Source organism: Rhodopseudomonas rhenobacensis (assembly GCF_014203125.1).
In the GTDB taxonomy this organism is placed as follows: domain Bacteria; phylum Pseudomonadota; class Alphaproteobacteria; order Rhizobiales; family Xanthobacteraceae; genus Rhodopseudomonas_A; species Rhodopseudomonas_A rhenobacensis.
The window spans coordinates 1-20,801 of the sequence record NZ_JACHIH010000008.1 but is presented as its reverse complement, the minus strand read 5'-3'; the positions used below and the strand labels follow the sequence as shown (position 1 = coordinate 20,801).

The 20,801-nt window shown below is 62.0% G+C and carries 18 protein-coding genes; 8 read left to right on the top strand and 10 right to left on the bottom strand.

All coding sequences use genetic code 11. The annotated features are described in order from the left end of the window. Positions 1-2: 2 nt before the first annotated feature. The 3 genes from HNR60_RS08690 to HNR60_RS08680 are packed head-to-tail and all read right to left on the bottom strand — an operon-like array spanning position 3 to position 3,456. On the bottom strand, positions 3-755 hold the full coding sequence (locus HNR60_RS08690; protein ID WP_184256436.1) for an SDR family NAD(P)-dependent oxidoreductase: 753 nt from the start codon (positions 753-755) through the stop codon (positions 3-5). Beyond that, the gene (locus tag HNR60_RS08685) at positions 752-2,080 is read right to left on the bottom strand and encodes an FAD-binding oxidoreductase (protein ID WP_347339326.1); all 1,329 of its coding nucleotides are present in this window, start codon (positions 2,078-2,080) and stop codon (positions 752-754) included. Before HNR60_RS08685 ends, HNR60_RS08690 begins: the two co-directional genes overlap by 4 nt. Further along, positions 2,077-3,456 carry a UbiA family prenyltransferase gene (locus HNR60_RS08680; RefSeq protein WP_246432874.1) on the bottom strand — a complete coding sequence of 460 codons (1,380 nt, stop codon included), beginning with the start codon at positions 3,454-3,456 and terminating at the stop codon, positions 2,077-2,079. Before HNR60_RS08680 ends, HNR60_RS08685 begins: the two co-directional genes overlap by 4 nt. A gap of 706 nt (positions 3,457-4,162) precedes the next feature. On the opposite strand from HNR60_RS08680, the gene HNR60_RS08675 reads away from it, so the two are divergent. The 4 genes from HNR60_RS08675 to HNR60_RS08660 all read left to right on the top strand — a co-directional run bounded on the left by HNR60_RS08675 (position 4,163) and on the right by HNR60_RS08660 (position 9,148). Then, a complete protein-coding gene (locus tag HNR60_RS08675; RefSeq protein WP_184256432.1) occupies positions 4,163-6,169 on the top strand; it encodes a glycosyltransferase family 2 protein in 2,007 nt (668 codons plus the stop codon). 206 nt (positions 6,170-6,375) lie between these two features. After that, positions 6,376-7,182, top strand: coding sequence for an ABC transporter permease (locus HNR60_RS08670; RefSeq protein WP_184256647.1), 807 nt, complete (start codon positions 6,376-6,378; stop codon positions 7,180-7,182). Between the two features lie 5 nt (positions 7,183-7,187). Further along, on the top strand, positions 7,188-7,970 hold the full coding sequence (locus tag HNR60_RS08665) for an ABC transporter ATP-binding protein (protein ID WP_184256430.1): 783 nt from the start codon (positions 7,188-7,190) through the stop codon (positions 7,968-7,970). Positions 7,971-8,149: 179 nt separating this feature from the next. Beyond that, positions 8,150-9,148, top strand: a complete 999-nt coding sequence (locus tag HNR60_RS08660) for a rhamnan synthesis F family protein (protein ID WP_184256429.1) — start codon at positions 8,150-8,152, stop codon at positions 9,146-9,148. A gap of 274 nt (positions 9,149-9,422) precedes the next feature. On the opposite strand, the gene HNR60_RS08655 is transcribed toward HNR60_RS08660, so the two are convergent. Continuing rightward, a complete protein-coding gene (locus tag HNR60_RS08655) occupies positions 9,423-10,529 on the bottom strand; it encodes a glycosyltransferase (protein ID WP_184256427.1) in 1,107 nt (368 codons plus the stop codon). Positions 10,530-10,849: 320 nt separating this feature from the next. Here HNR60_RS08655 and HNR60_RS08650 point away from each other — a divergent pair, with 320 nt between their 5' ends. Beyond that, positions 10,850-11,629: an FkbM family methyltransferase gene (locus HNR60_RS08650; RefSeq protein ID WP_184256425.1), complete on the top strand. Its 780-nt coding sequence runs from the start codon at positions 10,850-10,852 to the stop codon at positions 11,627-11,629. Positions 11,630-11,632: 3 nt separating this feature from the next. Here the strand turns inward: HNR60_RS08650 and HNR60_RS08645 are convergent, their stop codons facing one another. From HNR60_RS08645 to cysD, 6 genes are all read right to left on the bottom strand, one after another. Further along, positions 11,633-12,580 (bottom strand): glycosyltransferase family 2 protein, encoded by a 948-nt coding sequence (locus HNR60_RS08645; protein WP_347339325.1) that lies wholly within the window; start codon positions 12,578-12,580, stop codon positions 11,633-11,635. A 336-nt stretch (positions 12,581-12,916) separates the two neighbouring features. Next, positions 12,917-13,945, bottom strand: a complete 1,029-nt coding sequence (locus HNR60_RS08640; RefSeq protein WP_184256423.1) for a hypothetical protein — start codon at positions 13,943-13,945, stop codon at positions 12,917-12,919. A 190-nt stretch (positions 13,946-14,135) separates the two neighbouring features. Further along, complete coding sequence (locus tag HNR60_RS08635; RefSeq protein WP_184256421.1) at positions 14,136-14,645, bottom strand: hypothetical protein; 510 nt, start codon at positions 14,643-14,645, stop codon at positions 14,136-14,138. 93 nt (positions 14,646-14,738) lie between these two features. After that, positions 14,739-15,656, bottom strand: coding sequence for a right-handed parallel beta-helix repeat-containing protein (locus HNR60_RS08630; RefSeq protein WP_184256419.1), 918 nt, complete (start codon positions 15,654-15,656; stop codon positions 14,739-14,741). A 628-nt stretch (positions 15,657-16,284) separates the two neighbouring features. Continuing rightward, positions 16,285-18,156, bottom strand: coding sequence for an adenylyl-sulfate kinase (gene cysC, locus HNR60_RS08625; RefSeq protein WP_184256417.1), 1,872 nt, complete (start codon positions 18,154-18,156; stop codon positions 16,285-16,287). Beyond that, the gene (gene cysD / locus HNR60_RS08620; protein ID WP_246432873.1) at positions 18,156-19,007 is read right to left on the bottom strand and encodes a sulfate adenylyltransferase subunit CysD; all 852 of its coding nucleotides are present in this window, start codon (positions 19,005-19,007) and stop codon (positions 18,156-18,158) included. Before cysD ends, cysC begins: the two co-directional genes overlap by 1 nt. A 330-nt stretch (positions 19,008-19,337) precedes the next feature. On the opposite strand from cysD, the gene tnpA reads away from it, so the two are divergent. The 3 genes from tnpA to HNR60_RS08605 form a co-directional block, all read left to right on the top strand. Further along, positions 19,338-19,748, top strand: coding sequence for an IS66-like element accessory protein TnpA (tnpA, locus tag HNR60_RS08615; RefSeq protein ID WP_184256413.1), 411 nt, complete (start codon positions 19,338-19,340; stop codon positions 19,746-19,748). Then, entirely contained in the window at positions 19,745-20,092 is a 348-nt protein-coding gene (tnpB, locus tag HNR60_RS08610) for an IS66 family insertion sequence element accessory protein TnpB (protein ID WP_184256411.1), read from the top strand. Before tnpA ends, tnpB begins: the two co-directional genes overlap by 4 nt. A 71-nt stretch (positions 20,093-20,163) precedes the next feature. Next, positions 20,164-20,801, top strand: a 638-nt coding sequence (locus HNR60_RS08605) for an IS66 family transposase (protein ID WP_184256409.1), incomplete at its 3' end; no start/stop codon positions are given.

Sequence of the window (20,801 nt, the reverse complement as noted above, 5' to 3'; positions counted from 1 at the left end):
CTCTAGAAGTTCATCTTGTTGAAGATCGCCGCGGGGATCGCGCGGATGATGGTCATGATCAGCCACCACCGCGCCGGGGCGTAGACCACCGGGCCGCCGCGGTCCGCGGCTTTGCGCACCACCGCCGCGACGGCTTCGGGCGTCGCCCATAAAGGCCCGCCCTTCGCCATGCCGGCGGTCATCGCGGTGTCGGTCGGTCCCGGTTTGACGATCACGGCGCGTGGCCCGCGTCCGCGGAAGCGGTGGTCGATGCCCTGAACCAGCACGGCCAGCCCCGCCTTGGCGGCGCCATAGACGTAGTTCGAGCGCCGGCCGCGGTCACCCGCCACCGATCCTAATACCACCAACGATCCGTGCCCCTGCTGTTCCAACAGGTTCGCCGCCGCCAACGCCCAGCCGGCGGCGGAGCGGAAGTTCACGTCGAGGATGGTCTGGGCCGCGGTCAGGTCGCGCTCCGCCGCCGCCTGATCGCCCAGCACGCCATAAGCCAGAATGAAGTGATCACCGCCGCCCAACTTGGCCACCATGTCGGCGAGCGCCTGCGCCGGCTCCGCGGTGACAAAATCGATTTCGAATATCTCGACGCGGCTGGCGCCGCGCGCCGTGAGATCGTGGGCGATGGCATCAAGCCGCTCGGCGTTGCGTCCTGCCAGGCCGATCACCGCCCCCTCGGCCGCGTAGAGTCGCGCGGTCGCCTGGGCGATCCCGGAACCCGCGCCCAGCATCAGCACATGAAGGGGTGTTAGCGTTGTCATAGCTGCATCCGACGCCAGAATGTCGAGGACATTCCTGGATCCATGTGAGGTGTGAATTGATTCAGCGCCGGATAGCCAGCCCTGAACATCGCTGGCGGAAGCCGACCGTCCTTGGCCGGATACAGGCGCCCTCCGGCTTCTCGGACAATCGCGTCGAGTTTGTCAAGCAGCGATAGCGTCGAACGCCCGCGATTAGCAAAATCCAGCGCCAGCGTCGTTCCCTGCATCGGGAACGACAGCAGTCCGGGCGAAGGCACATCGCCGAAGGTCTTCAGTACCGCCAGAAACGAGCCCTGGCCGGCCGAGGCGATGGTTCGCAGCATTTCGGTGGTAGCGGCCTCCGCGACCGCGGGCGGTACCACGCTTTGATACTGATAGAAGCCGCGCCGGCCATACAGTCGATTCCAGCCGCCGATGGCGTCCAGCGGATAGAAGAACGGATCGTAGCTGACGCTGGCCTGGCGCGGCCGCCCGGCGATCCGGTAATAAGCTTCGTTGAAGGCCGACAGCGTCAGCCGATTGAGCAAGAAGCCCGGCGCATCGATCGGAACCGACGGACCGCTCTTGTTACTAACACGCAATTCGCCGTCGCTGCTGGGCCGCGCCCGCGTGAAGATCCCGCGGCCCAACTTGTCGCCTTGGGCCAGACAGTCGATCCAAGCGACGGTATAGTCATGCGATGCCTCGCTCTCCGCCGCGAGCGAGAAGAACTCCGAAAGCCGCCCGAACGGAATCGTCTGCAGATCGATCCGCGAGCTCGCAATCGGCATCAGTTCAAGCGTCACCCGGGTGATCACGCCGGTCAGCCCCAGTCCACCAATGGTCGCCGCGAACAGGCCGCTGGCGTCGTCGCGGCCGACGACTTGCTGGGACCCATCGGTGCGCGCCAGGCTGAATTGACGGACCCAGCGGCCAAACGTCCCGGCGCGGTGGTGGTTCTTGCCATGGACGTCGTTGGCGATCGCTCCACCCAAGGTGACGAACTTGGTGCCGGGGGTGACCGGTAGAAAATAACCGGCGGGTATCGCCACCCGCAAAATCTCGGCAAGGGTGACGCCAGCCTCGGCCTCCAACACGCCGGTGCGACGATCGAAACTGATGAACCGCTCGAGACCCGCCATCTCGATCGCCGAGCCGTCGCCGTTGAGGCAGCTGTCGCCATACGACCGCAGCTTCCCGACCGCCAACAGACCGTGATTGCCGGCCGCGCCGGCCCGGATCAGACCGTCCAACTGGTCGCGGAACGCCGGATGTGCGACCTGCATCGGCAGGCGCGGCGTTCGGCCCCACGACAGCAGGTCCGTGCGTGGCGCAAACCCGGTCACAGCGCCAACACGATGGCGATGGCGACGCAGACGCCGAGCCCCAGGCTGACGCGATCGCGCAAGGCGAATGCCACCGGGTCGTCGGTCATCCGCCCGCGATGCGACAGCCCCCAAATTCGGCAAATGAACAAGAAGATGGCAATCGGCGCCACCCATAGCCACGCCGGGGTGCTGTAAAGCTCCCGCGCGAACACTTCTTCCACCAGATAGATGACGACGATCACTATCGACGCCATCGCGGCGGCGGTACCGAAGGCGAGCGTGAGGCTTTCGTCGCCGGCCTGATAGCCGCGGCCTTCCAGTTTCTTCATGTCGTGTTCGGCGGCGCGCAGAATCTCGGTATGCCGCTTGGCCATCGCCAGCGAAAAGAAGAAGAACATCGAGAAGGTCAGCAGCCAGGCGGACGGCACGAGCTGCGCGGCCGCGATGCCGATCAGAATGCGGATGGTGAACAACAGGGAGATGATGAAGGTATCGAACAGCGGAATTCGCTTCCAACCAAACGAATATCCCAGCGTGACCGCGACGTAGAACAGCACGCAGAGGCCGGCCAGCGGGGCAATCAGCAACGCCGCGGCGCAGGCAATCGGCAGAACAACACCAACCGCCAACAACCCGTCGCGCACCGGGATCGCCCCGGAGGCAAACGGACGCCGGCGCTTCGACCAATGGTGGCGGTCCGCAGTCAGATCGGCCATGTCGTTGACGACGTAGGTCAGCGAGGCGATGACGCAGAGCAGGCCGATCATCAGCAGCGTCGTCACCAAGCCTGCCGGCGTGACGTCGCGCCACCCCAGGGCCAGCGGCACCAGAACAATGAGATTCTTGGCCCATTGATGCGGGCGCAGCGCCCTCAGCCAGGAGGTCCGCAGCGCGGGCTTGTCCTCGAAGCTGCGCTCCACCGGAATGCCCGCCGCCTGGACTGCCTTGCGCACCGAGACCGCCGGCGCAACCAGGATCGCGGCGCGGGCAGTCTTCCATACCGGCAAGTCGGCGGAACTGTCGCCAGCATAGACGAATCCGTCGGGAAATCGACTCGCCAGATGCGCCGCCTTGTTGACGCCTTTCAGATTGAGGTGGGGGTCGCTTCCGTTCGCCGATTTGAAAAGTGGGAATCGCTCGGCCACGCGCGATGCGATCGCCTGATCGGCCGCCGTGGCCAGATGCAATTCGCGCCCGGTTGCGGCTTGTTCACCGAGGTAGCCGAGGAACTCCTCACGAACCGGGAGATGCTCGACATCGATGGTCGCCAGCGTCGCCAGTCTGCGCTTGAACGCCGCCCGGCCGTTGAACAGCGCCAATATGGCGGCCATCGCGGCCCACGGCCGGGTCAGCAGCACAGATGCAAATTGTTCATAGAGGGTATCGACCTTCAACAGAGTTCCGTCGAGATCGACCACCAAAGGAAGATTAGGCCGGCAGCAAGAATCCATCGTAGACCGCTCGTTCCACATCCACAGCCGCGCAGAGCGATCTGTATCGCACTCGAACCATTGACAAAAGCTAGATTCAACCAACGGTTTATACGTGCGATCGGCGTAACGGGCAAATCCGGATTGCAAATCGCCGTGCCATTGCGGTGGTCCTGCCGGTCCTTCAGCGCAATAAGCATAGCCGGGCCGAAGCCGTCAAACCGGAGCGGCCCTGGTCGAGTGTACCAAATTCATCAGTCAATTCGGTGAGCAACGCTTAATGATTGACCGACGATCGCCGGCGCCATAGACCGCCTGCACCGTCCGGTAGCTCCAGATCGCCGGCGCCACCCAGCAGCTTTGCCTCTCGCCTCAGCCAAGCCGTTTTTGACCGCGGCGGCGGCCAACCGCTATCACAGGTTGCTTCGTCCCGACGTAGCGGCTTAAAATGCAGCGAGGGATCCGAGACTGCGGATCGAAAGGGAGAAGTCAATTTGTTTTGCCATACGTTTGACAGTCTGACTGGTCCATAAGCGACCGCTACTCGGCAATTTATCGATTCGGATGGCGACAACCGAATCTTTCAGCGGCGAGGCGCCTTACGAAACACCAGCAGCCTTCAATGCTTGCGAGACGAACGCCCGCAACGGCTCGCAAGTCGGAGATGGAAATGTCTAACGCCGATCAACACTGGACCGAACTGCAACACGGCGGCTGGTTCTCCAGAATCCAGCGCTCCGAGGCACTGGCCAGAGGCTTGGGACGAGGTCTGCCGGCCCCGGTCAAGCGGCTGATCCGAATGCTCTTCCGCCCGTTCTACCGACTTGGCAAGGGTCTGCTGCGGGCGCTGATCAAAGCGATGCCCAGAGCCCCCAGCGAGCAATGTGACACGCTTTATGATCATTGGGTCCGCGAATTCGATACGTTGACGGACCGCGATCGCGAATTGATCCGCGCGCACATCGATCGGCTCGACTACAAACCGCTGATTTCCATCATCATGCCGGCCTACGAGACGCCGGCGTGGCTGCTGCAGCAATCGATCGACAGCGTCCGCGCGCAACTCTATCCGTTTTGGGAGCTCTGCGTCGCCGACGACGCGTCGCCATCGCCCCACGTTGCAGAATTCCTTCGTTGCGCAGCCGAGAGTGATCCCCGGATCAAATGGATCCGGCGCTCGACCAACGGCCACATCTCCGCGGCGTCGAATTCGGCGCTGGCGCTGGCATCGGGCGAATTCGTCGCGCTGATGGATCACGACGACCTGCTGCCGCAGCATGCGCTCTACGAGGTGGCCGCCTGCCTCAACGACAATCCGTCGCTGGACATGATCTACAGCGACGAAGACCAGATCGACCACAAGGGGCGGCGGATGACGCCGTATTTCAAGACCGACTGGAACGCGACGCTGATCCTGGCGCACAACATGATCAGTCATCTCGGGGTCTACCGCCGCTCTCTGCTGGAGCGTGCCGGCGGTTTCCGCCAAGGCCTCGAAGGCAGCCAGGACTACGATGTCAGCCTTCGCTGCGCCGACTCCACGACGCCGGATCGCATCCATCATATCCCGGCGATTCTCTACCATTGGCGCCGCGAATACGGCGTTGCCTCGTTCTCGGAGAGCAACCTCGGGCGATGCTCCGACGCGGCGCTGCAGGCGGTCGGCGAGCATCTCAAACGCAACGGCGAGCTCGCCACGGTGGCGGTCGACGCCAAGCTGCCGCAGTGGATCCGGGTGCGGCGCGCTATGCCGGACCCCGCCCCTCTGGTGTCCTTGATCGTCCCCACCCGCGATCATGCCGAGTTGCTGGCGATGTGCGCGGACGGCATCCTGCATCGTACCGACTACCCGGCGCTCGAATTGCTGATCGTCGATCATCAAAGCGTCTCGCCAGATACCAAGCGGCTGTTTGCGCAGCTGCAGCGCGATCCCCGCGTCCGCGTGCTCCGCTTCGAGGGCCCGTTCAATTACTCTGCCATCAACAATATGGCGGCCCGGGCGGCAAAGGGCTCGATCATCGGCCTCGTCAACAACGACATCGACGTCATCAACCGCGACTGGCTTTCGGAAATGGTGTCGATCGCCGTGCTGCCGGGCGTCGGCGCCGTCGGAGCGAAGCTGCTGTACCCCGACGGACGGTTGCAGCATGGCGGTGTGGTGCTCGGCGTCGGCGGCGTCGCCAACCATTTCAATCACGGAATGTGCCGCCACAACGCGGGATATTTTGGCCGTAATCTGCTGGCATCCGATGTCTCCGCGGTCACCGGCGCATGTCTGCTGGTGCGGAAATCGGTGTTCGACGAAGTCGGCGGTTTGAATGAAAAGGACCTGGCGGTTGCGTTCAACGACGTTGACCTCTGCCTCAAGATTCTCGCAAAGGGCTATCGCAACGTCTGGACACCGCACGCCGAGCTTTATCACCATGAATCCGCCAGCCGCGGCGCCGAGGACACCCCTGCCAAGGCGGCGCGGTTTCGCGGGGAAGTCGATTACATGCAACGCACCTGGGCGGCCGCTCTGGCGCGCGATCGATTTTACAACGACAATCTATCGGTCACGATGTCGGACAATTTTGGCTTGGCGTTCCCGGCGCGCCGGCAAAAGCCTTGGATGAAACAACCGACGCCGAAGCAGACCCAGCAAACCGCCGAGCGTTCTTCTGCGGTCAACCCATAAAGCAGCGGTTCGGGAATCGATTCCCGTCGAGTCGTTTGGATCTTATCGCTTGACAGAAACCGGCCGCCGTGGCGTTGACAGGCGGACTTCAGCAGGGTGTGCGTGCATCACGCTGCCCACACTTCGTGGCACGCGCGGCTAATCGTTTCGCAGAGACTTGGTGCTTCCCTTTGAGAACAAACCTGGAAATCGATCGCGCCGACCTGATGGGGGCAGCCCGCCCGCAGACGCCGTTCCATGTCGCCTTACAGGACCTGACTACCGGCCTGGCGTTGTGGCCGCTCTGGGTGCGGCTCGGCTGGAATGACATTCTGCAGCGCTATCGCCGCTCGCTGCTGGGGCCGTTCTGGCTGACCGCCAGCATGGCGATCATGGTGGTCTCGCTCGGCGTTCTGTACAGCGAATTGTTCAACACGCCGATCCACGACTTCCTGCCGTTCCTGTGCGTCGGACTACTCGTCTGGACCCTGCTCGCCAGTTTTGTCACCGAGGGCGGCACGTTATTCACCGGCGCGGAATCCTATATCAAACAGATCCGCCTGCCCTACTCGGTCTATGTCTATCGTTCGACATGGAGCAAGTTCGTCATCTTCGTTCACAATTTTGTGATATATTTCGGCGTGCTTCTGTACTTCCAGCTGTGGCCCGGCGTCACCGCGCTGTGGGCGATCCCCGGCCTGCTACTCGTCATCCTGAACGGCAGTCTGATCAACCTGTGTATCGGCATCGTGTCGGCCCGCTTTCGCGATATTCCGCAGGTGGTGAATTCCGCGATCCAGATCATCTTCTTCGTCACCCCGATTTTCTGGAAGCCGGAACTGCTGAAGTCCCGAACCTTCATCGTGGATTTCAACCCGTTCTTTCACTTGATCGAAATCGTGCGGGCGCCGTTGCTGGGAAACATGCCGGGAATAAAAAGCTACCTGGCGGTTCTGCTGATCACCGCCGTCAACCTGGCCATCGCCGGAGCGCTGTTTTCCCGCTTCCGGGCGCGCATCGCGTATTGGGTGTGATCGACATGAAAATCACTCCGATAGCTCCATCCACCGCGCCCGAGCTGCTGCTCCAGGACGTCAGCGTGTCGTTCCCGATCTATCACGGCGGGTCGCGGTCGTTGAAGAAGAGCATCCTGTTCCGGGGCTCCGGCGGCCATATCGCCACCGATGCCAATCAGCGCATCATGGTCGAGGCGCTTCGGGACATTTCGCTGCAATTGCAGGCCGGCGACCGGGTGGCGTTGATCGGATCGAACGGCGCCGGGAAGACCACGCTGTTGCGCGTGCTGGCCGGCATTTACGAGCCGATCGCCGGCACCGTCCGCACCCGCGGCCGGATCTCTCCGATGTTCGACATCGCGCTCGGCATCGACAGTGAAATCAGCGGTTACGACAACATCCGGCTTCGCGGCATGATTCTCGGCCTGAGCGCCAAGGAAATCGAAGAGCGCATCCCGGACATCATCGAATTCACCGAACTCGGCGATTATCTCAACCTTCCGGTCCGCACCTATTCGTCCGGGATGATGACCCGCCTGACCTTCGCGGTCGCCACCTGTTTCGCGCCCGAAGTCCTGCTGATGGACGAATGGATCATGGCCGGCGACGCGACCTTTCTGACCAAGGCGAAGAATCGCATTCAGTCGTTCGTCGCCAAGGCCAGCATCCTGGTGTTGGCGTCGCACAGCCTCGAAACCTGCCGACGCTTCTGCAATCTGGCGATCTGGATGGATCAGGGACGGATCAAGGCCTCGGGCCCGATCAACGAGATTCTGGACGCCTACTCGGAAGAGATGTCGAACTGAGTGCCGGATTGGGTCATGACGCCCCACGCCACCGATCGAACGCGCCGGTGGCCTCATGAACCAGTCGCCCCCGATGCGCGCGGCCGCCGGCCGCGACCGGCGCGGCTGATGGCGCGATCGCCGGCATCTCGCCCGGCGCAAACGCCGGGCGCTGGCAGGACAGCCGGCTGGAACGCACGATGAGTCAGTTCAAGGACTTCGCCAGGTCGATCCGGTCGGCGTATTATGTCGCCCAGGACGCAGTGATCCGGCCGGTTGCACGCAGTTGGCGGCGCCACAGCCTGCTCCGCGAAACCCTCCCCGGCGACGACCTACAGCATGCGTCGCGGCAAGCCGCAGTGTACGTTCATTTCGACCGTGATGGTCTGGTCCACGACTACGTGGTGCATCAGCTTCGCGAACTCGCCGCGGCGGGCTTTCGGACCACATTCGTCACCAACTCGCCGAGCTTTCCCTCCGAAAGCCGGACGCGGGTCGCGCCGCACTGCCGCGCCATGCTATGGCGATACAATACCGGCTACGACTTCGGCGCCTACAAGGACGGCATCGCGGCGATCGACGATCTGCAGAGCCTCGATGGGCTGGTGCTGATGAACGACAGCGTCTATGGGCCATTCTGGAGCCTTGCCGAAACGCTCGCAGCCGTCGATCGCAGCCGCGCGGATTTTTGGGGCATCGTCGACAGCTGGGAGCTCCGCTACCATATCCAATCGTTCTTCCTGCTGCTGACGCCCGCCGCGCTGCGCTCGAAGGCATTTGCGGCGTTTTGGCAGGCGATGCCCTACGTCAATAACAAGGGCTGGGTGATCCGCAACGGCGAAGTCGGCTTGTCCCAGGCGCTGGCGCGGCAAGGGCTGCGCGGCGGGGTGCTCGCGCCCTATTGGGCCGTCGCCGAAACGATGAAGGACAGGCTGGCCGATCTCGGGTCGCGGCAGCTTGACCCAGACGAGATCCGCAGCCTGCGATTTGTGCAATCGATCCTGCTGCAGGGCCGCCCGATCAACGCCATGCATTTCTTCTGGGATGTGCTGATTACCGACTACAAATGCCCGTTCATCAAGCGCGAACTGCTGCAATCCAATCCGGCGAAGCTTCCAACCTCGGCCTGGCGCGAGCTGATCGGCTCCGCGAGCGCTTATGATGTCGCGATGATCGACGATCATCTGAAATCCCGGTAAGACCGGCCGTGGATGCGTAGCGCTCAGCTGAGCTCCTCGTGCGGAGAGTGACGAGAGCGTGCGATTCTTGTCTCGGATCGACATCTATCGGGGTGCAGACGGCACAACGGACGACCAAGGGCACGTCTCGGAGGCAAGACGGGGTAAGGTCGCTCCGCTGATGGTCGTATCTGACCTGCTGAACGATGCTTATTCTAGTGGCGTGAGCGGCTGCATGGCGCAATCGTTCTACGCCAGGATATCAAAACAACGCTAAACCGAACTCCACGTGATTTCAGAAATCAGGATCGCTGGTATAACTTGGCGGGGGCAGGTCACGGTTAATGGCACCCCCATATTTTTCTAAACCGACGACCTGAAACTCTCGATTAGTTTCTCTGAGCCGGTTCCGCTGCTTGGACAGCAAATCACAAAGGCGCTGCCGCTCATTCACCGGCAACGCCTCGCATGACAAACGCTTCTCTATTGCTGATATCTGGGTCGTTAGGCCCATCATTTGATAGATGCGCGAAAACTGATCCCCGACAAACATGCCGCCCGAGAACAGTTGTCTGTCGTCCCCCAAGTCGAACCGATTCAGGAATCCGTGTAGCTTTTCGACATCGACGCCAAACAAGCTCTTTAGATCAAGATCCGGGCCGATCACATCTGCATCGTTTGCGTCCGATGCGGTAACAGCCCATGGGTGCCTGACGTACAACCACATCGGCACGGAATTCTCCAGCCTCAGAGTATCAAAGCCGAGAATTTCCAGCATGTGCGGCCATGCTAAGTGACGACAGGACCACGCTGAAATCCCCGTCGAAGCCCTGGCCACGATGGAAACCGACAAACTACTGAAGGCGAGCGTGCGCCGCTTGTATCTATCGGATGTTGCGTAATAAACGAGGCCATTCTCAAACGTGATACCAAGGCCCGCCGAATGAGAGAGATGCGAGCCTCGACCCGCTTCTTTTCGCTTCAGATCGGCCACCCGTTCAGCCGCGGCCTCGTTAACACGGGCGACAAAAGTCGTGTTGAGGGCATCGTCAGCATCAATCGTCGACGTGATTATGTATTCTGAAGGGTCCTCAATCAGAAGGTGCCCGAAGATGTAATCGTGACAGGCACGATACATCCAGTTATGCCCTCCCATCTGAGCCATTTCCTGCGAACTCAAATCTGCTTCGACCAGATGAAAATTTTTATGATCCGCAATTAGCGGCAATATCCTTGAGGCAAGGTTGGCGCTCTTATCGACCAAAACGATGAAATGGAAATCTTGATTCGTTTGAGCAATTAACGACGAGAGTGTCACCGCCTCGAATAATGCGAGGGCTCTATCAAACCAATCATTGTTACGACAACCCAAACCTAGCCGACAAAGGATCAGGTGTACCATCGGCCCGCAAATTGCCTCTAATAAGTGATCGTGCTAGTGTACTCACGAATAAATAGTGAGGTCAAGCTTTTGGCAAGGATGCTCGTAAGCGCGCCAAAAACAGCGGCCGAATGAATAGCTCATTGTCGTTGCCGACCTGCGACCGGGTGATATTACTCACGAAAGTATTGTTGCTCATCTCTGAAAATCCTACAAAATCTCTTCGGGGCGAAATTTCGATCACTGAAGATATGCCTCGCGAAGCAATGGCCTCAACTTCGCGTAGAGGCGCCTCCTCACGGCTAAAGATATCGGATTCGTAGGTCTGTCGGAAAACCCCCATGCTCTCTACTAAGCGCCGCTTTGGAGATATCGCACAACAGGCCCGAGAGATCTTCCGCAATGGTGATCTCGCCGGCGCGACCAAGTTCTTATTGTTCTCAATGCTGAACTGGAAATTTCCGGTATGGGTGAAGTTGCAGGCTCGCCGGATTTGGATCCGCCCGGCAACGCCTGATTTCCTGGTCGCCAAGTCCTGTTTTAGCGGCGAGTTCGACGGTGCTATCGCTGCCGCCAATCCGCTTGGGTTTCAATTCATTGTCGATGCAGGCGGCTATATCGGCACTTCCGCGATCGTTCTTGCCGAAGCCTTTCCGACCGCGCGCATCATCTGCCTCGAGCCTTCCCAAGCGAACTTCGCACAACTATGCCGCAACGTGGCACCTTGGCCGAACATCATCGCTCTGAAAAAGGCACTAGGTCCCAACGACGGCATCGCCAAGCTGATCGACCGCCGCACAGGCGAATGGGGCTTTTCGATCGTGGAGCGCCCGGTCGATTGCATCAACCCCGAATTGATCGAGGAGGTCGAGGTGACTTCGATCCCGAGCTTGCTGGGTGAGTTCGGCGCGAATGGCATCGATATTCTAAAGCTCGACATTGAGGGGGGCGAACGCGACTTGCTCTATGCCGAACCGGCCTGGTTAGACATGACACGGGTCATCGTCGCAGAACTGCACGACCGCATCGTGCCGGGCTGTCGCGACGCTTTCGATCGCGCGACTCGCCCACGGTCGCCGCCGCACTATTTTGGTAATAAAGTCTTGTGGCTGCAGACTTAGTTATCAAATCCGGCCGAGCAAGGCGCCCAGATAGAGACCAACGGTCTCGAGGCTGGTTTGCCGATAGACCCCGGCGCTCCACAACAGATACGGCCTGAGCAGCGCGCTGGCGCGCCGCGCGCGGGCGTAGCGCTCCAGCACCCGGACGTTGCCGGAACGCAACAAATGCCGAACGCTGTCGAGGGCCGCGATGTTGATTGCATTCCAGTCGACCACCCGCCCGCCGGCGAACGCGACCAGGCGGACCAAACGCGCGCGCAACCCGATGTTGGAGCCAACCAGATTTTGCCCGTGCTGCCGATATTTCAAGCTCGGCCACGGATCGTAATGCGCGATCCCGCCGGCCCCGGTGATCAGCTGATAGGCCCACCAGTCATGCGAGACCAGCGGCACATCGCTCGGCGTTTGCGCCAACAGGCTGCGGGCGGCTTCGTTGAACACCATGGTGTTGCCGCCGCCGATGTTCTGCACCAGAGCGTTCTCGAACACCGGGGGACGTCGGAACAGCGGCGACAGCCCGAGGGCGGCGCCGTCGCGGGCGACCAATGCGGTGCGGGAGAAATACAGCGCCGGACATCCCGCCGGCACGGATTCTAGCCACGCCACTGCCTTGGCGAGCTTTTGCGGGTGCCAGATGTCGTCCTGGTCGCTGAAGGCGAAGTAGGCGGCGTCGGTTTGGCGGCGCGGGATCAGAGACAGGAAATTGCGGCAGAAGCCTACCCTGGCGCCGGCACGAATCTCTACCGGTCGCTCGGCGGTCGTCGCAAACGCTTCGACGATGGCCAATGTGTCGTCGGTCGAGCCGTCGTCGGAGACATGCAGTTCCCAGTCGCCATGCGTCTGGGCGCGAAACGACTGAAGCTGTTCCTCGAGAAATTCGGCCCCGCAATAGGTCGCAAGCAGAATGGCTACTCGTGAAGGCGCAGGCGACATCGCGTGGCTGATTTCCACCAGAACTCGGCGCGTGAGAATCCGCGCCGCGCTGCCTCATAGACGATTTCGCCGGCCGGCGAAACCAGTCATGCAGGAACGACGGGGGATACATACGGACATACCCAATTCATCGCCGGAAACATTGCGCACCGACGAGCCTTTGAATGTCTGCCGCGCCCGGCGGGCCCGCCCGCGCCAAACCGTTTGCGTCCTCTGCCGGCACGCCATCTTGATCGCACCGCCACGGCACCGCGTGTGCGCGTCGTCGTGGCGATTTTCATTGCGACGGCTCGGCGGATCGCGCGCGTGCTGCGGCCTCATCTCACCCACACGCGCGCCGATTTTGACCAACGACTATTGCAGCGCGACCGGCGTCGGCGCCGGGCCGTTGTTGGTGTTGAACTGCAGAACGTTGTTGCCGTAGGAGTAGACTACCCCGCCGCCGACCGCGTTCGAGCCGAGACTGTTCCCGGTCACCGAACTTCGGTTCAACACCAGCTGGGCTTTTGCACCATTGGCCACGATGCCGTTGGATGCTGCGGAGATGTCACTGTCTTCGATGAAGACGCGCGCCGTGCCGCCCGCTGTGCCGGAGGCGGCCGAGACCGCTGTCGCGCCGACGCCGTAGACCAGCGACCGCGACAGCAGAATCTTCACGAAGCCGGTGGTGTTCTGGCTGTCGGCGCGAACGCCCAGCGTGCTGCAATTGTGAATTCGGGAGTTGATGATGTAGCCATTGCCGGCAATCCCGTTCGGCTGCAGCAGCACGCAACTGTTGCTGTTCTCCGCGATATCCGAGTCGACGATCAGCACATCCGAACTGGTGCCGCCGCTGGGCGTGAGATTCAGCGCGGGCCCGCCGAAACCGCGGACCTGCACGTTGTGCAATTCGAGGCGGCTGCCGCCATTGAAGGCAATTGCATTCAGCGCGGCGCCGCTCCCTCCCCCGAAGTAAAGATTGTAGATCCTGATCGAGTCACTGGTCCCTGCATTGATGGTTATTCCAACGCCTCCGGAGGGCGGGGCGAGCACCACAAACCCGCCGTTGGCCACCGTGATCTCGGCTGCTGTGGTGATCGTCACCGCTTCCTGAAACACACCGTTCGACGCGATCACCACGCGCGCGAAGCCGCCCCCGGTGACCGCGTTGCTGAGCGCGGTGCCGATCGTCAGGCATGGCGCCACACCAGTCCCACCACAGGTCGGCGAATCCGTTCCCGACTTACCCACAATCCGCGTGTCCGCTAACGCCGACGATGAGGCCAGCGCAACCGCCAAAATCCCGGCGCAAGTCCATTTGTAGGCCATGAAATTCCTCCCTTGGTTATGCAATTCGAGCAGGCTGACATAGTTTGTCCGCACTAACAACACGATCGTAATCATGCCGGCCTTGTTTTTGGCGGAACAACTAATCAATACACTACGTGTTCGCTACGCGCGATTGTTAAGCGACGACGGCAGGCTCTGAATACGCCGTTCCATCACCGGCGCGCCGTCACATGCACGCGACGCGAAGGGCGCAGTCAGCACCTTCAGAGAGCCCAATGACCGCCTTTGCCTTCACTCATTTCCATCACCGGACGTAGCCCGAGTCCGTCACACCTTTCGGATTAGGCAGAGTCATCCGCGGCATTGCTGTCTCGGGTGGGGCTTGTGAAACGGGAGACGGCACGGCCGCGGCTGGCGGAGCAGGATCCGCGGCTCGCGCGGCTCCCTTCTGCATGGCGTAGACAACGACCGAGACCTCTTGCCCCGACAGCCGGGTCACGAACTGGCTGCCGGAAAGCAGGCGACCGACCACCTGCTGCAATGAGCCGGTGTACCTTCCCGTGACGGTTTGAGTCAGAGGGACGACGCTCTTGAACTGAAACGGGTAGTTCAGGCTCAACTGCCGCAGCACTTCATGAAGCTCGACATTCTCAGCTTGCAATTCGATCGCCGCCGGCGAGCCGGCGACGCGGACCCCACCGAACGCCGGCGAACCGACCCATGCCACGCCCGCGATGACCACAGCGAGGAGAGTCGTCGGACGATATACGCCCGCTTTTAGCGTCTCGCCGGGACGCAGCAACCACAACCACATTGTCTCAATCTCGTAGTCCCGACGAGCGGGCACATGCCCGCTCTCGATCGTCAGTACGAAGCCAGCAAACCCAACCCGACACCGCTGCCCGCATCACTGCGGGACGATCGTTCCGGTTCGAGCGCCATCCGGGGCATTGCCGGCGACCCAGTTATTCTGCCAGGTCAAGATCTGTCCACCATTGGCGAATAATCCCGTCCCGGTGTTTGCGATCACGCTCGTATTCGTCAATCGCACGATTCCGGAGGCCTGCGCCTGAACGCCAAATCCGTTGTTGGTAACCGTCGACTGATCAAGGCTCACCTGGCCGGTCGCGGCATTGGCGAGCACGCCACCGACGCCGTTGTTGGAGATGACGCTGCTCCAGATTTGCACCGAACTGTTGGCGCCGCTGGTCACCGCGACCGAGGATCTGTAGATTGTCGATCGATTGATCTGCACGAGATTGGTGCCGCCGCTGGTCGCCGAGCTGCTCAGCCCGCCGCCCAGGCATCGGTCGAGGGCGCTGTTGGTGATGATCAGGTTCGCCTTCACGGTGGGCTGAAAGCGGACACAGTTGGCGCTGAAGTTCATGATCTTCACATTTTCGATCTCCAGCGAGCTGCCGGCAAGGAAATTGATGCCGTTGGTGCCGGTCCCGACTCCGTTGATAGAGAGGTTGCGAATGATGATCACATCAGACGGCTGCGCGTTGACGTTGATTCCCACGGTGCCTGAGGCGAGAATTCCTGCGACCTGTCCACCCTGACCGCCACCGCCATCGATGGTGATCGATTTGGTGATGGTCACGGCGCCGAATCCGCCCGGATCGAGCGCATCGATTTCACCGCCGGCCGCGGTCTTCGAGATGGCGCCTGCGAAGGTCTTGCACGGCGCCGTGCGGCTGCAGGGATTGGCGTCGTCCCCGACGCCCGACACCCAGGTTCGGCTCGCTTGTGCACTGGCCGGCGCTGCGGACAGCATCACGACTGACAGCAGTCCTAACAGGATCGAAATCAGGATTTTGCTCAATTCTTCCTCCCATGCTGTTGGGCTTTCGCCGCCTATGATTGTCCCGCGGATCAGGCTGATCCCTCGTCGTGACATCTCGGCTGGTCCACGGTGATATGTCGTCTTTGAAGCACCCGTGCTGCGGGCTTCAAGAAATGAGATCGTGAGTCTTGGACAATCAGCATCTTGCGCTCAAGGCATCGATGAAATCATCGTTTCGAAAACGTCTCGTCATCTGCGGTTGCCAGCACCGCGTCGTGATTTCTGTTCCGGGCCGCGCGATAAATCCGCGATCCGCCCCGATTGGACTCCGGTCAGCGGTGCCGGCGTGCCGCGCTTCAAATTGTCCGCCGTGGCGGTCGACTGCGACGCTAATACTTCAACAACAATAACCGATGCCACCGACAACGTAGCGGTTGGCGGCGCTGGATACTGCGACCGGCCGAGTTGCTAGTCAACCACCGTCGAGGGATTTGTTCTTTGGATCGCGCAGGAAGCAGTCGCCCTCGCCTGCGCGCAACCGTAGCGCATGGACGGCCGGGATCTCCACGCCCGGTCCCAGCGAAGCCCATGCCGCATTGCAAAACCGATTCCGAGCCTGGGCGGCGACTCGGCTGCGGCGACACAACAGCCGCCCGACGCACCCGCGCTACGAGCGCGCGATCAGCCTGCGCGCCAGAAGAACGCTGATGACCCGATCGGCCAGCTGCTCGGCGGTCAGGCCCGGGGTCTTCAGGTGAATTTCCGGAGCGTCGGGTGCTTCATAGGGCGCGTCGAAGCCGGTGAAGTTCGTCAGTTCGCCGCTGCGGGCGTGGCCATACAGGCCTTTCGGATCGCGGGCGATGCAGGTCTCGATCGGCGTATCGACGAAGATCTCGATGAACTCGTCCGGCCCGAACAAATCGCGGACCTTCGCCCGCTCGGCGCGATGCGGCGAAATGAACGCGCACAAGACGATGAGACCGCCTTCTACCATCAGCTTGGCGACCTCCCCGGCACGGCGAATGTTCTCGACGCGATCCTCGGTGGTGAAGCCGAGATCGCGGCTCAGCCCGCCGCGCAGATGGTCACCGTCGAGCATCATGGTGTGATGGCCCGCGGCATGCAGCCGGGCTTCCAGCAGGCGGGCAATGGTCGATTTGCCTGCTCCCGACAGCCCGGTCAGCCAGAGCACCGCCGGATTCTGTTGCTTGAGGGCGGCGCGCGCGGTCTTGTCCACGGTTCGTTGACCGGCTTGCCGTTCGTCGCGGCGATCGAGATTGAATGCGATCATGCCGGCGCCGACCGTGCGATAGCTGTGGCGGTCGATGACGATGAACGCGCCCATTTTCGGGTTGTCGACGTAGGGATCGAACGCCACCGGGGCTGCGGCCACCAGATTGCAGAACGCCACCTCGTTCAGGCCGATGCTGTTGCCCGGAACCCGCACACGGGTATTGATATCGATCTTGCAGTCGATCGAAATCGACGCGGAGATCAGGTTGGTTCCGATCCGACACAGCACGGAGCGCCCGGAGATCAGCGGCTCTTGGTCCATCCAGAGTACGTGGGCGGCAAACCTGTTCGTGACCTCCGGCAACTCCGTCGGCGCGCAAAGCACGTGGCCGCGCGCAAGGTCGATGTCGTGTTCCAGCGTGAGCACGATGGCATCGCCGGCCTCGGCGACGTCGTGCGATGCCTGATAGCTGATGATGTCCTGAACCCGGGACCGTTGCCCCGAGGTCGGAACGACGATCGGGTCGCCTTTGCGGATGCGGCCCGACGCGACCGTCCCGGCGTAGCCGCGGAATTCGGAGTGCGGCCGGTTGACCCATTGCACCTGGAAGCGGAACGGCTTCGAAAGCACGTCGCTGTAGACGTCGATGGTCTCCAAATACGGCAGCAGCGCCGGGCCGACGTACCACGGCGTCCGCGGCGATCGTTCGGTGATATTGTCGCCGTCACGCGCCGAGATCGGAACGACATGGACCGACCGGAACCCGAGCGGAGCGGCGAAGGCTTCGGCCTCCTCGGCGATGCGCCGAAAGGCGTCCTCGCGGTAGCCCACCAGGTCGATCTTGTTCACCGCGAACACGACGTGCTTCAATCCCAGCAGCGAGCAGATGTAGGTATGCCGCCTGGTTTGCTGCAGAATTCCCTTGCGCGCGTCGATCAGCACGACGGCGAGTTGCGCGGTCGAGGCGCCGGTGGCCATGTTCCGGGTGTATTGCTCGTGACCCGGCGTATCGGCGACGATGAAGGAGCGATGCGGCGTTGAAAAGAAGCAGTAGGCCACGTCGATGGTGATGCCCTGCTCGCGTTCGACCTGAAGGCCGTCGACCAGCAGCGCGAGATCGACCCCGTCGTTGTGGCTGCCGTAGCGGCGCGAATCCTTGGTCAGCGCGTGGAGGGTGTCCTCCATGATCAGCTTCGAATCGTGCAGCAACCGGCCGATCATCGTCGACTTGCCGTCATCGACCGAACCACAGGTGATGAAACGGAGCAGATCCTTGTCCGCCGCCTGGCCGGGGGTCGCACTCACTAGAAGTATCCTTCGCGCTTCTTTTTCTCCATCGATCCGACCTCGTCGGTATCGATGAGCCGACCCTGCCGTTCGGAGAATCGCGTCTCGGCCATCTCGGCAACGATCTGCTCGACGGTTTCCGCGGCGGATTCGATCGCTCCGGTCAACGGATAGCATCCCAGCGTCCGAAACCGCACCCGCCGCATTTCCGGCACCTCGTCCGGACCGAGCGGTAAACGGTGATCGTCCACCATGATCCAGGTATTCGCGCGGCGAACCACCGGCCGGAGCGCCGCGAAATACAACGGAACCACCGGAATGTTCTCCAGACCGATGTAGGTCCAGACATCGAGCTCGGTCCAGTTCGAGAGCGGAAACACCCGAATGGATTCGCCGGGATGGATCAGCGGGTTGAACAGGTTCCACAGCTCCGGGCGCTGATCGCGCGGATCCCACACCTGGTTCTTGGAGCGAAACGAGAAGATCCGCTCCTTGGCGCGGCTCTTCTCCTCGTCGCGTCGCGCGCCACCCAGCGCGGCGTCGAATTGATAGTTGCCCAGCGCCTGTTTCAGCGCTTCGGTCTTCATGATGTCGGTGTAGGTCGAGGAACTGAAGGTGAATGGATTGACGCCCTTTTCCACCCCGTCCTGGTTCACGTGAACCCGCAGATCGACCCCGTTGGCCCGCGCCTGCTCGTCGCGAAACGTGATCATGTCCTTGAACTTCCACGTCGTATCGACATGAAGCAGCGGGAACGGCAGCGGCGCGGGATAGAACGCCTTGATCGCCAACCGCAACATGACGCTGGAGTCCTTGCCGACCGAATAGAGCATCACCGGATTGCGAAACGTGGCGACCACGTCGCGCATGATTTCGATCGACTCGGACTCAATTCGCTTCAGATTCGGCGGGAGTTCATTCTGCAAGGGACGATCCGATTGGTTCGGTAACGACCGCCCGGCGCGCACGGCACCGCCGCTGTTCCGGAGCGCGGCCGCGGGACCGCGTCGCCGCATTTACCTCGCTGGATAGCAGCCCTTCAAGGGATAACTTCGTATTGAACCGACCGACGGCGTGGCCGTCCCGGTGCTATGGCAAGCACGTCCGCCGGCATGATGCGGCCGGGCCCCTCGGCCAGGCGTCTCCCTCCGGCGAGGGCCGCCTTGCTGGGTTAGGCGGATTGCTCTGTAACAGCACTTATGGACAGCCATAAGTGCAGTACACAGGTTGAGCGGCTCGAAGTCGTCGAGACCGGCCGGCGCCGGCAATGGACGGATGACGAGAAGCTCAAGATCGTTCTGGAGAGCATGCAAACGCCGCGGGCGATCTCGTCGACAGCGCGGCGTCACGGAATATCGCGCTCGTTGCTACTGACGTGGCGGCGGTCATTCGGCGCTGTTCGTGCAGGAGAGGTCGAACAGCCCAAGCCTGCGTTTGTGCCGGCGGTCGTGACGAGCACGGCAGCGCCCGCGAATGCGCCGTCATCCGCTGCCGTGCCGGCGAGCGGCCGGATGGTGATCGAGCTGGGCAATGATCGCCGGATCATCGTCGACGCTGACGTCGACGCGGCCGCGTTGGCGCGAGTGCTCGACATTCTGGAGCGCCGATGATCCCGATCGCAGCAGGCGCGCGGATCTGGATCGCGACCGGGCATACCGACATGCGCAAAGGCATGCAGGGGCTGGCGCTTCTGGTGCAGGAAGGTTTTGGCCGCGATCCGTTCGCCGGCGACGTCTTCGTGTTCCGCTGCCGCGCCGGCACGCTGATCAAGGCGCTGTGGCACGACGGGATCGGGCTGTCGCTTTACGCCAAGCGGCTGGACCGCGGTCGCTTCATCTGGCCCTCGACGGTGGACGGCGTGGTGGCGCTGAGCGCGGCCCAGATGGGTTATCTGCTGGAGGCGATCGACTGGCGCAATCCGCAGCACAGCTGGCGGCCGCAGAGCGCCGGATAGGCGGCACAAAAAATCCCCTAAGATTGCAAAAAGCCCGCGCCAAATCGCAGGTTTTGTGATTCCATCGAGGCATGGGAAACGGCGCTGCGAAACTGCCGGACGATATCGAGGCGCTGCACGCGGCGTTGCTTGCGACGCGTGCCGAACTCGCCATCGTTCGCGCCCAGCAGTCCGACGATCAGGCGCTGATCGCGCATCTGAAGCTGCAGATCGAAAAGCTGAACCGCGATCGTTTTGGCCCGCGCTCGGAGCGCACCGCGCGTCTGTTGGACCAGCTCGAGCTGACGCTTGAAGACCTCGAAACGTCCGCGACCGAGGACGAACTCGCCTCCGAAATCGCCGCCGCCAAGGTCGCTAACGCGACCACCACCGTGGCCTCGTTCACCCGCCAGCGGCCATCCCGCAAGCCGTTCCCCGACCATCTGCCGCGCGAGCGCGTGATCGTGCCGGCGCCGACGTCGTGCGCCTGCTGCGGCGGGACGCGGCTGTCGAAGCTCGGCGAAGACATCACCGAGACGCTGGAGGTGATCCCGAAATCCTGGAAGGTGATCCAGCACGTCCGGGAGAAGTTCAGCTGCCGGGATTGCGAGACCATCAGCCAGGCGCCGGCGCCATTCCACGTGCTCGCCCGCGGCTGGGCCGGTCCCAGCCTGTTGGCGATGGTGCTGTTCGAGAAGTTCGGCCAGCACCAGCCGCTGAACCGGCAGGC

Bases quoted from the DNA above. Each gene is read 5' to 3' on its own strand.
- HNR60_RS08690 (WP_184256436.1), bottom strand. From the start codon at position 755: ATGACAACGCTAACACCCCTTCATGTGCTGATGCTGGGCGCGGGTTCC.
- HNR60_RS08675 (WP_184256432.1), top strand. From the start codon at position 4,163: ATGTCTAACGCCGATCAACACTGGACCGAACTGCAACACGGCGGCTGG.
- HNR60_RS08670 (WP_184256647.1), top strand. From the start codon at position 6,376: ATGGGGGCAGCCCGCCCGCAGACGCCGTTCCATGTCGCCTTACAGGAC.
- HNR60_RS08665 (WP_184256430.1), top strand. From the start codon at position 7,188: ATGAAAATCACTCCGATAGCTCCATCCACCGCGCCCGAGCTGCTGCTC.
- HNR60_RS08660 (WP_184256429.1), top strand. From the start codon at position 8,150: ATGAGTCAGTTCAAGGACTTCGCCAGGTCGATCCGGTCGGCGTATTAT.
- HNR60_RS08655 (WP_184256427.1), bottom strand. From the start codon at position 10,529: ATGGTACACCTGATCCTTTGTCGGCTAGGTTTGGGTTGTCGTAACAAT.
- HNR60_RS08650 (WP_184256425.1), top strand. From the start codon at position 10,850: ATGCTCTCTACTAAGCGCCGCTTTGGAGATATCGCACAACAGGCCCGA.
- HNR60_RS08640 (WP_184256423.1), bottom strand. From the start codon at position 13,945: ATGATTACGATCGTGTTGTTAGTGCGGACAAACTATGTCAGCCTGCTC.
- HNR60_RS08635 (WP_184256421.1), bottom strand. From the start codon at position 14,645: ATGTGGTTGTGGTTGCTGCGTCCCGGCGAGACGCTAAAAGCGGGCGTA.
- cysD (WP_246432873.1), bottom strand. From the start codon at position 19,007: ATGCGCGACGTGGTCGCCACGTTTCGCAATCCGGTGATGCTCTATTCG.
- tnpA (WP_184256413.1), top strand. From the start codon at position 19,338: ATGGACAGCCATAAGTGCAGTACACAGGTTGAGCGGCTCGAAGTCGTC.
- tnpB (WP_184256411.1), top strand. From the start codon at position 19,745: ATGATCCCGATCGCAGCAGGCGCGCGGATCTGGATCGCGACCGGGCAT.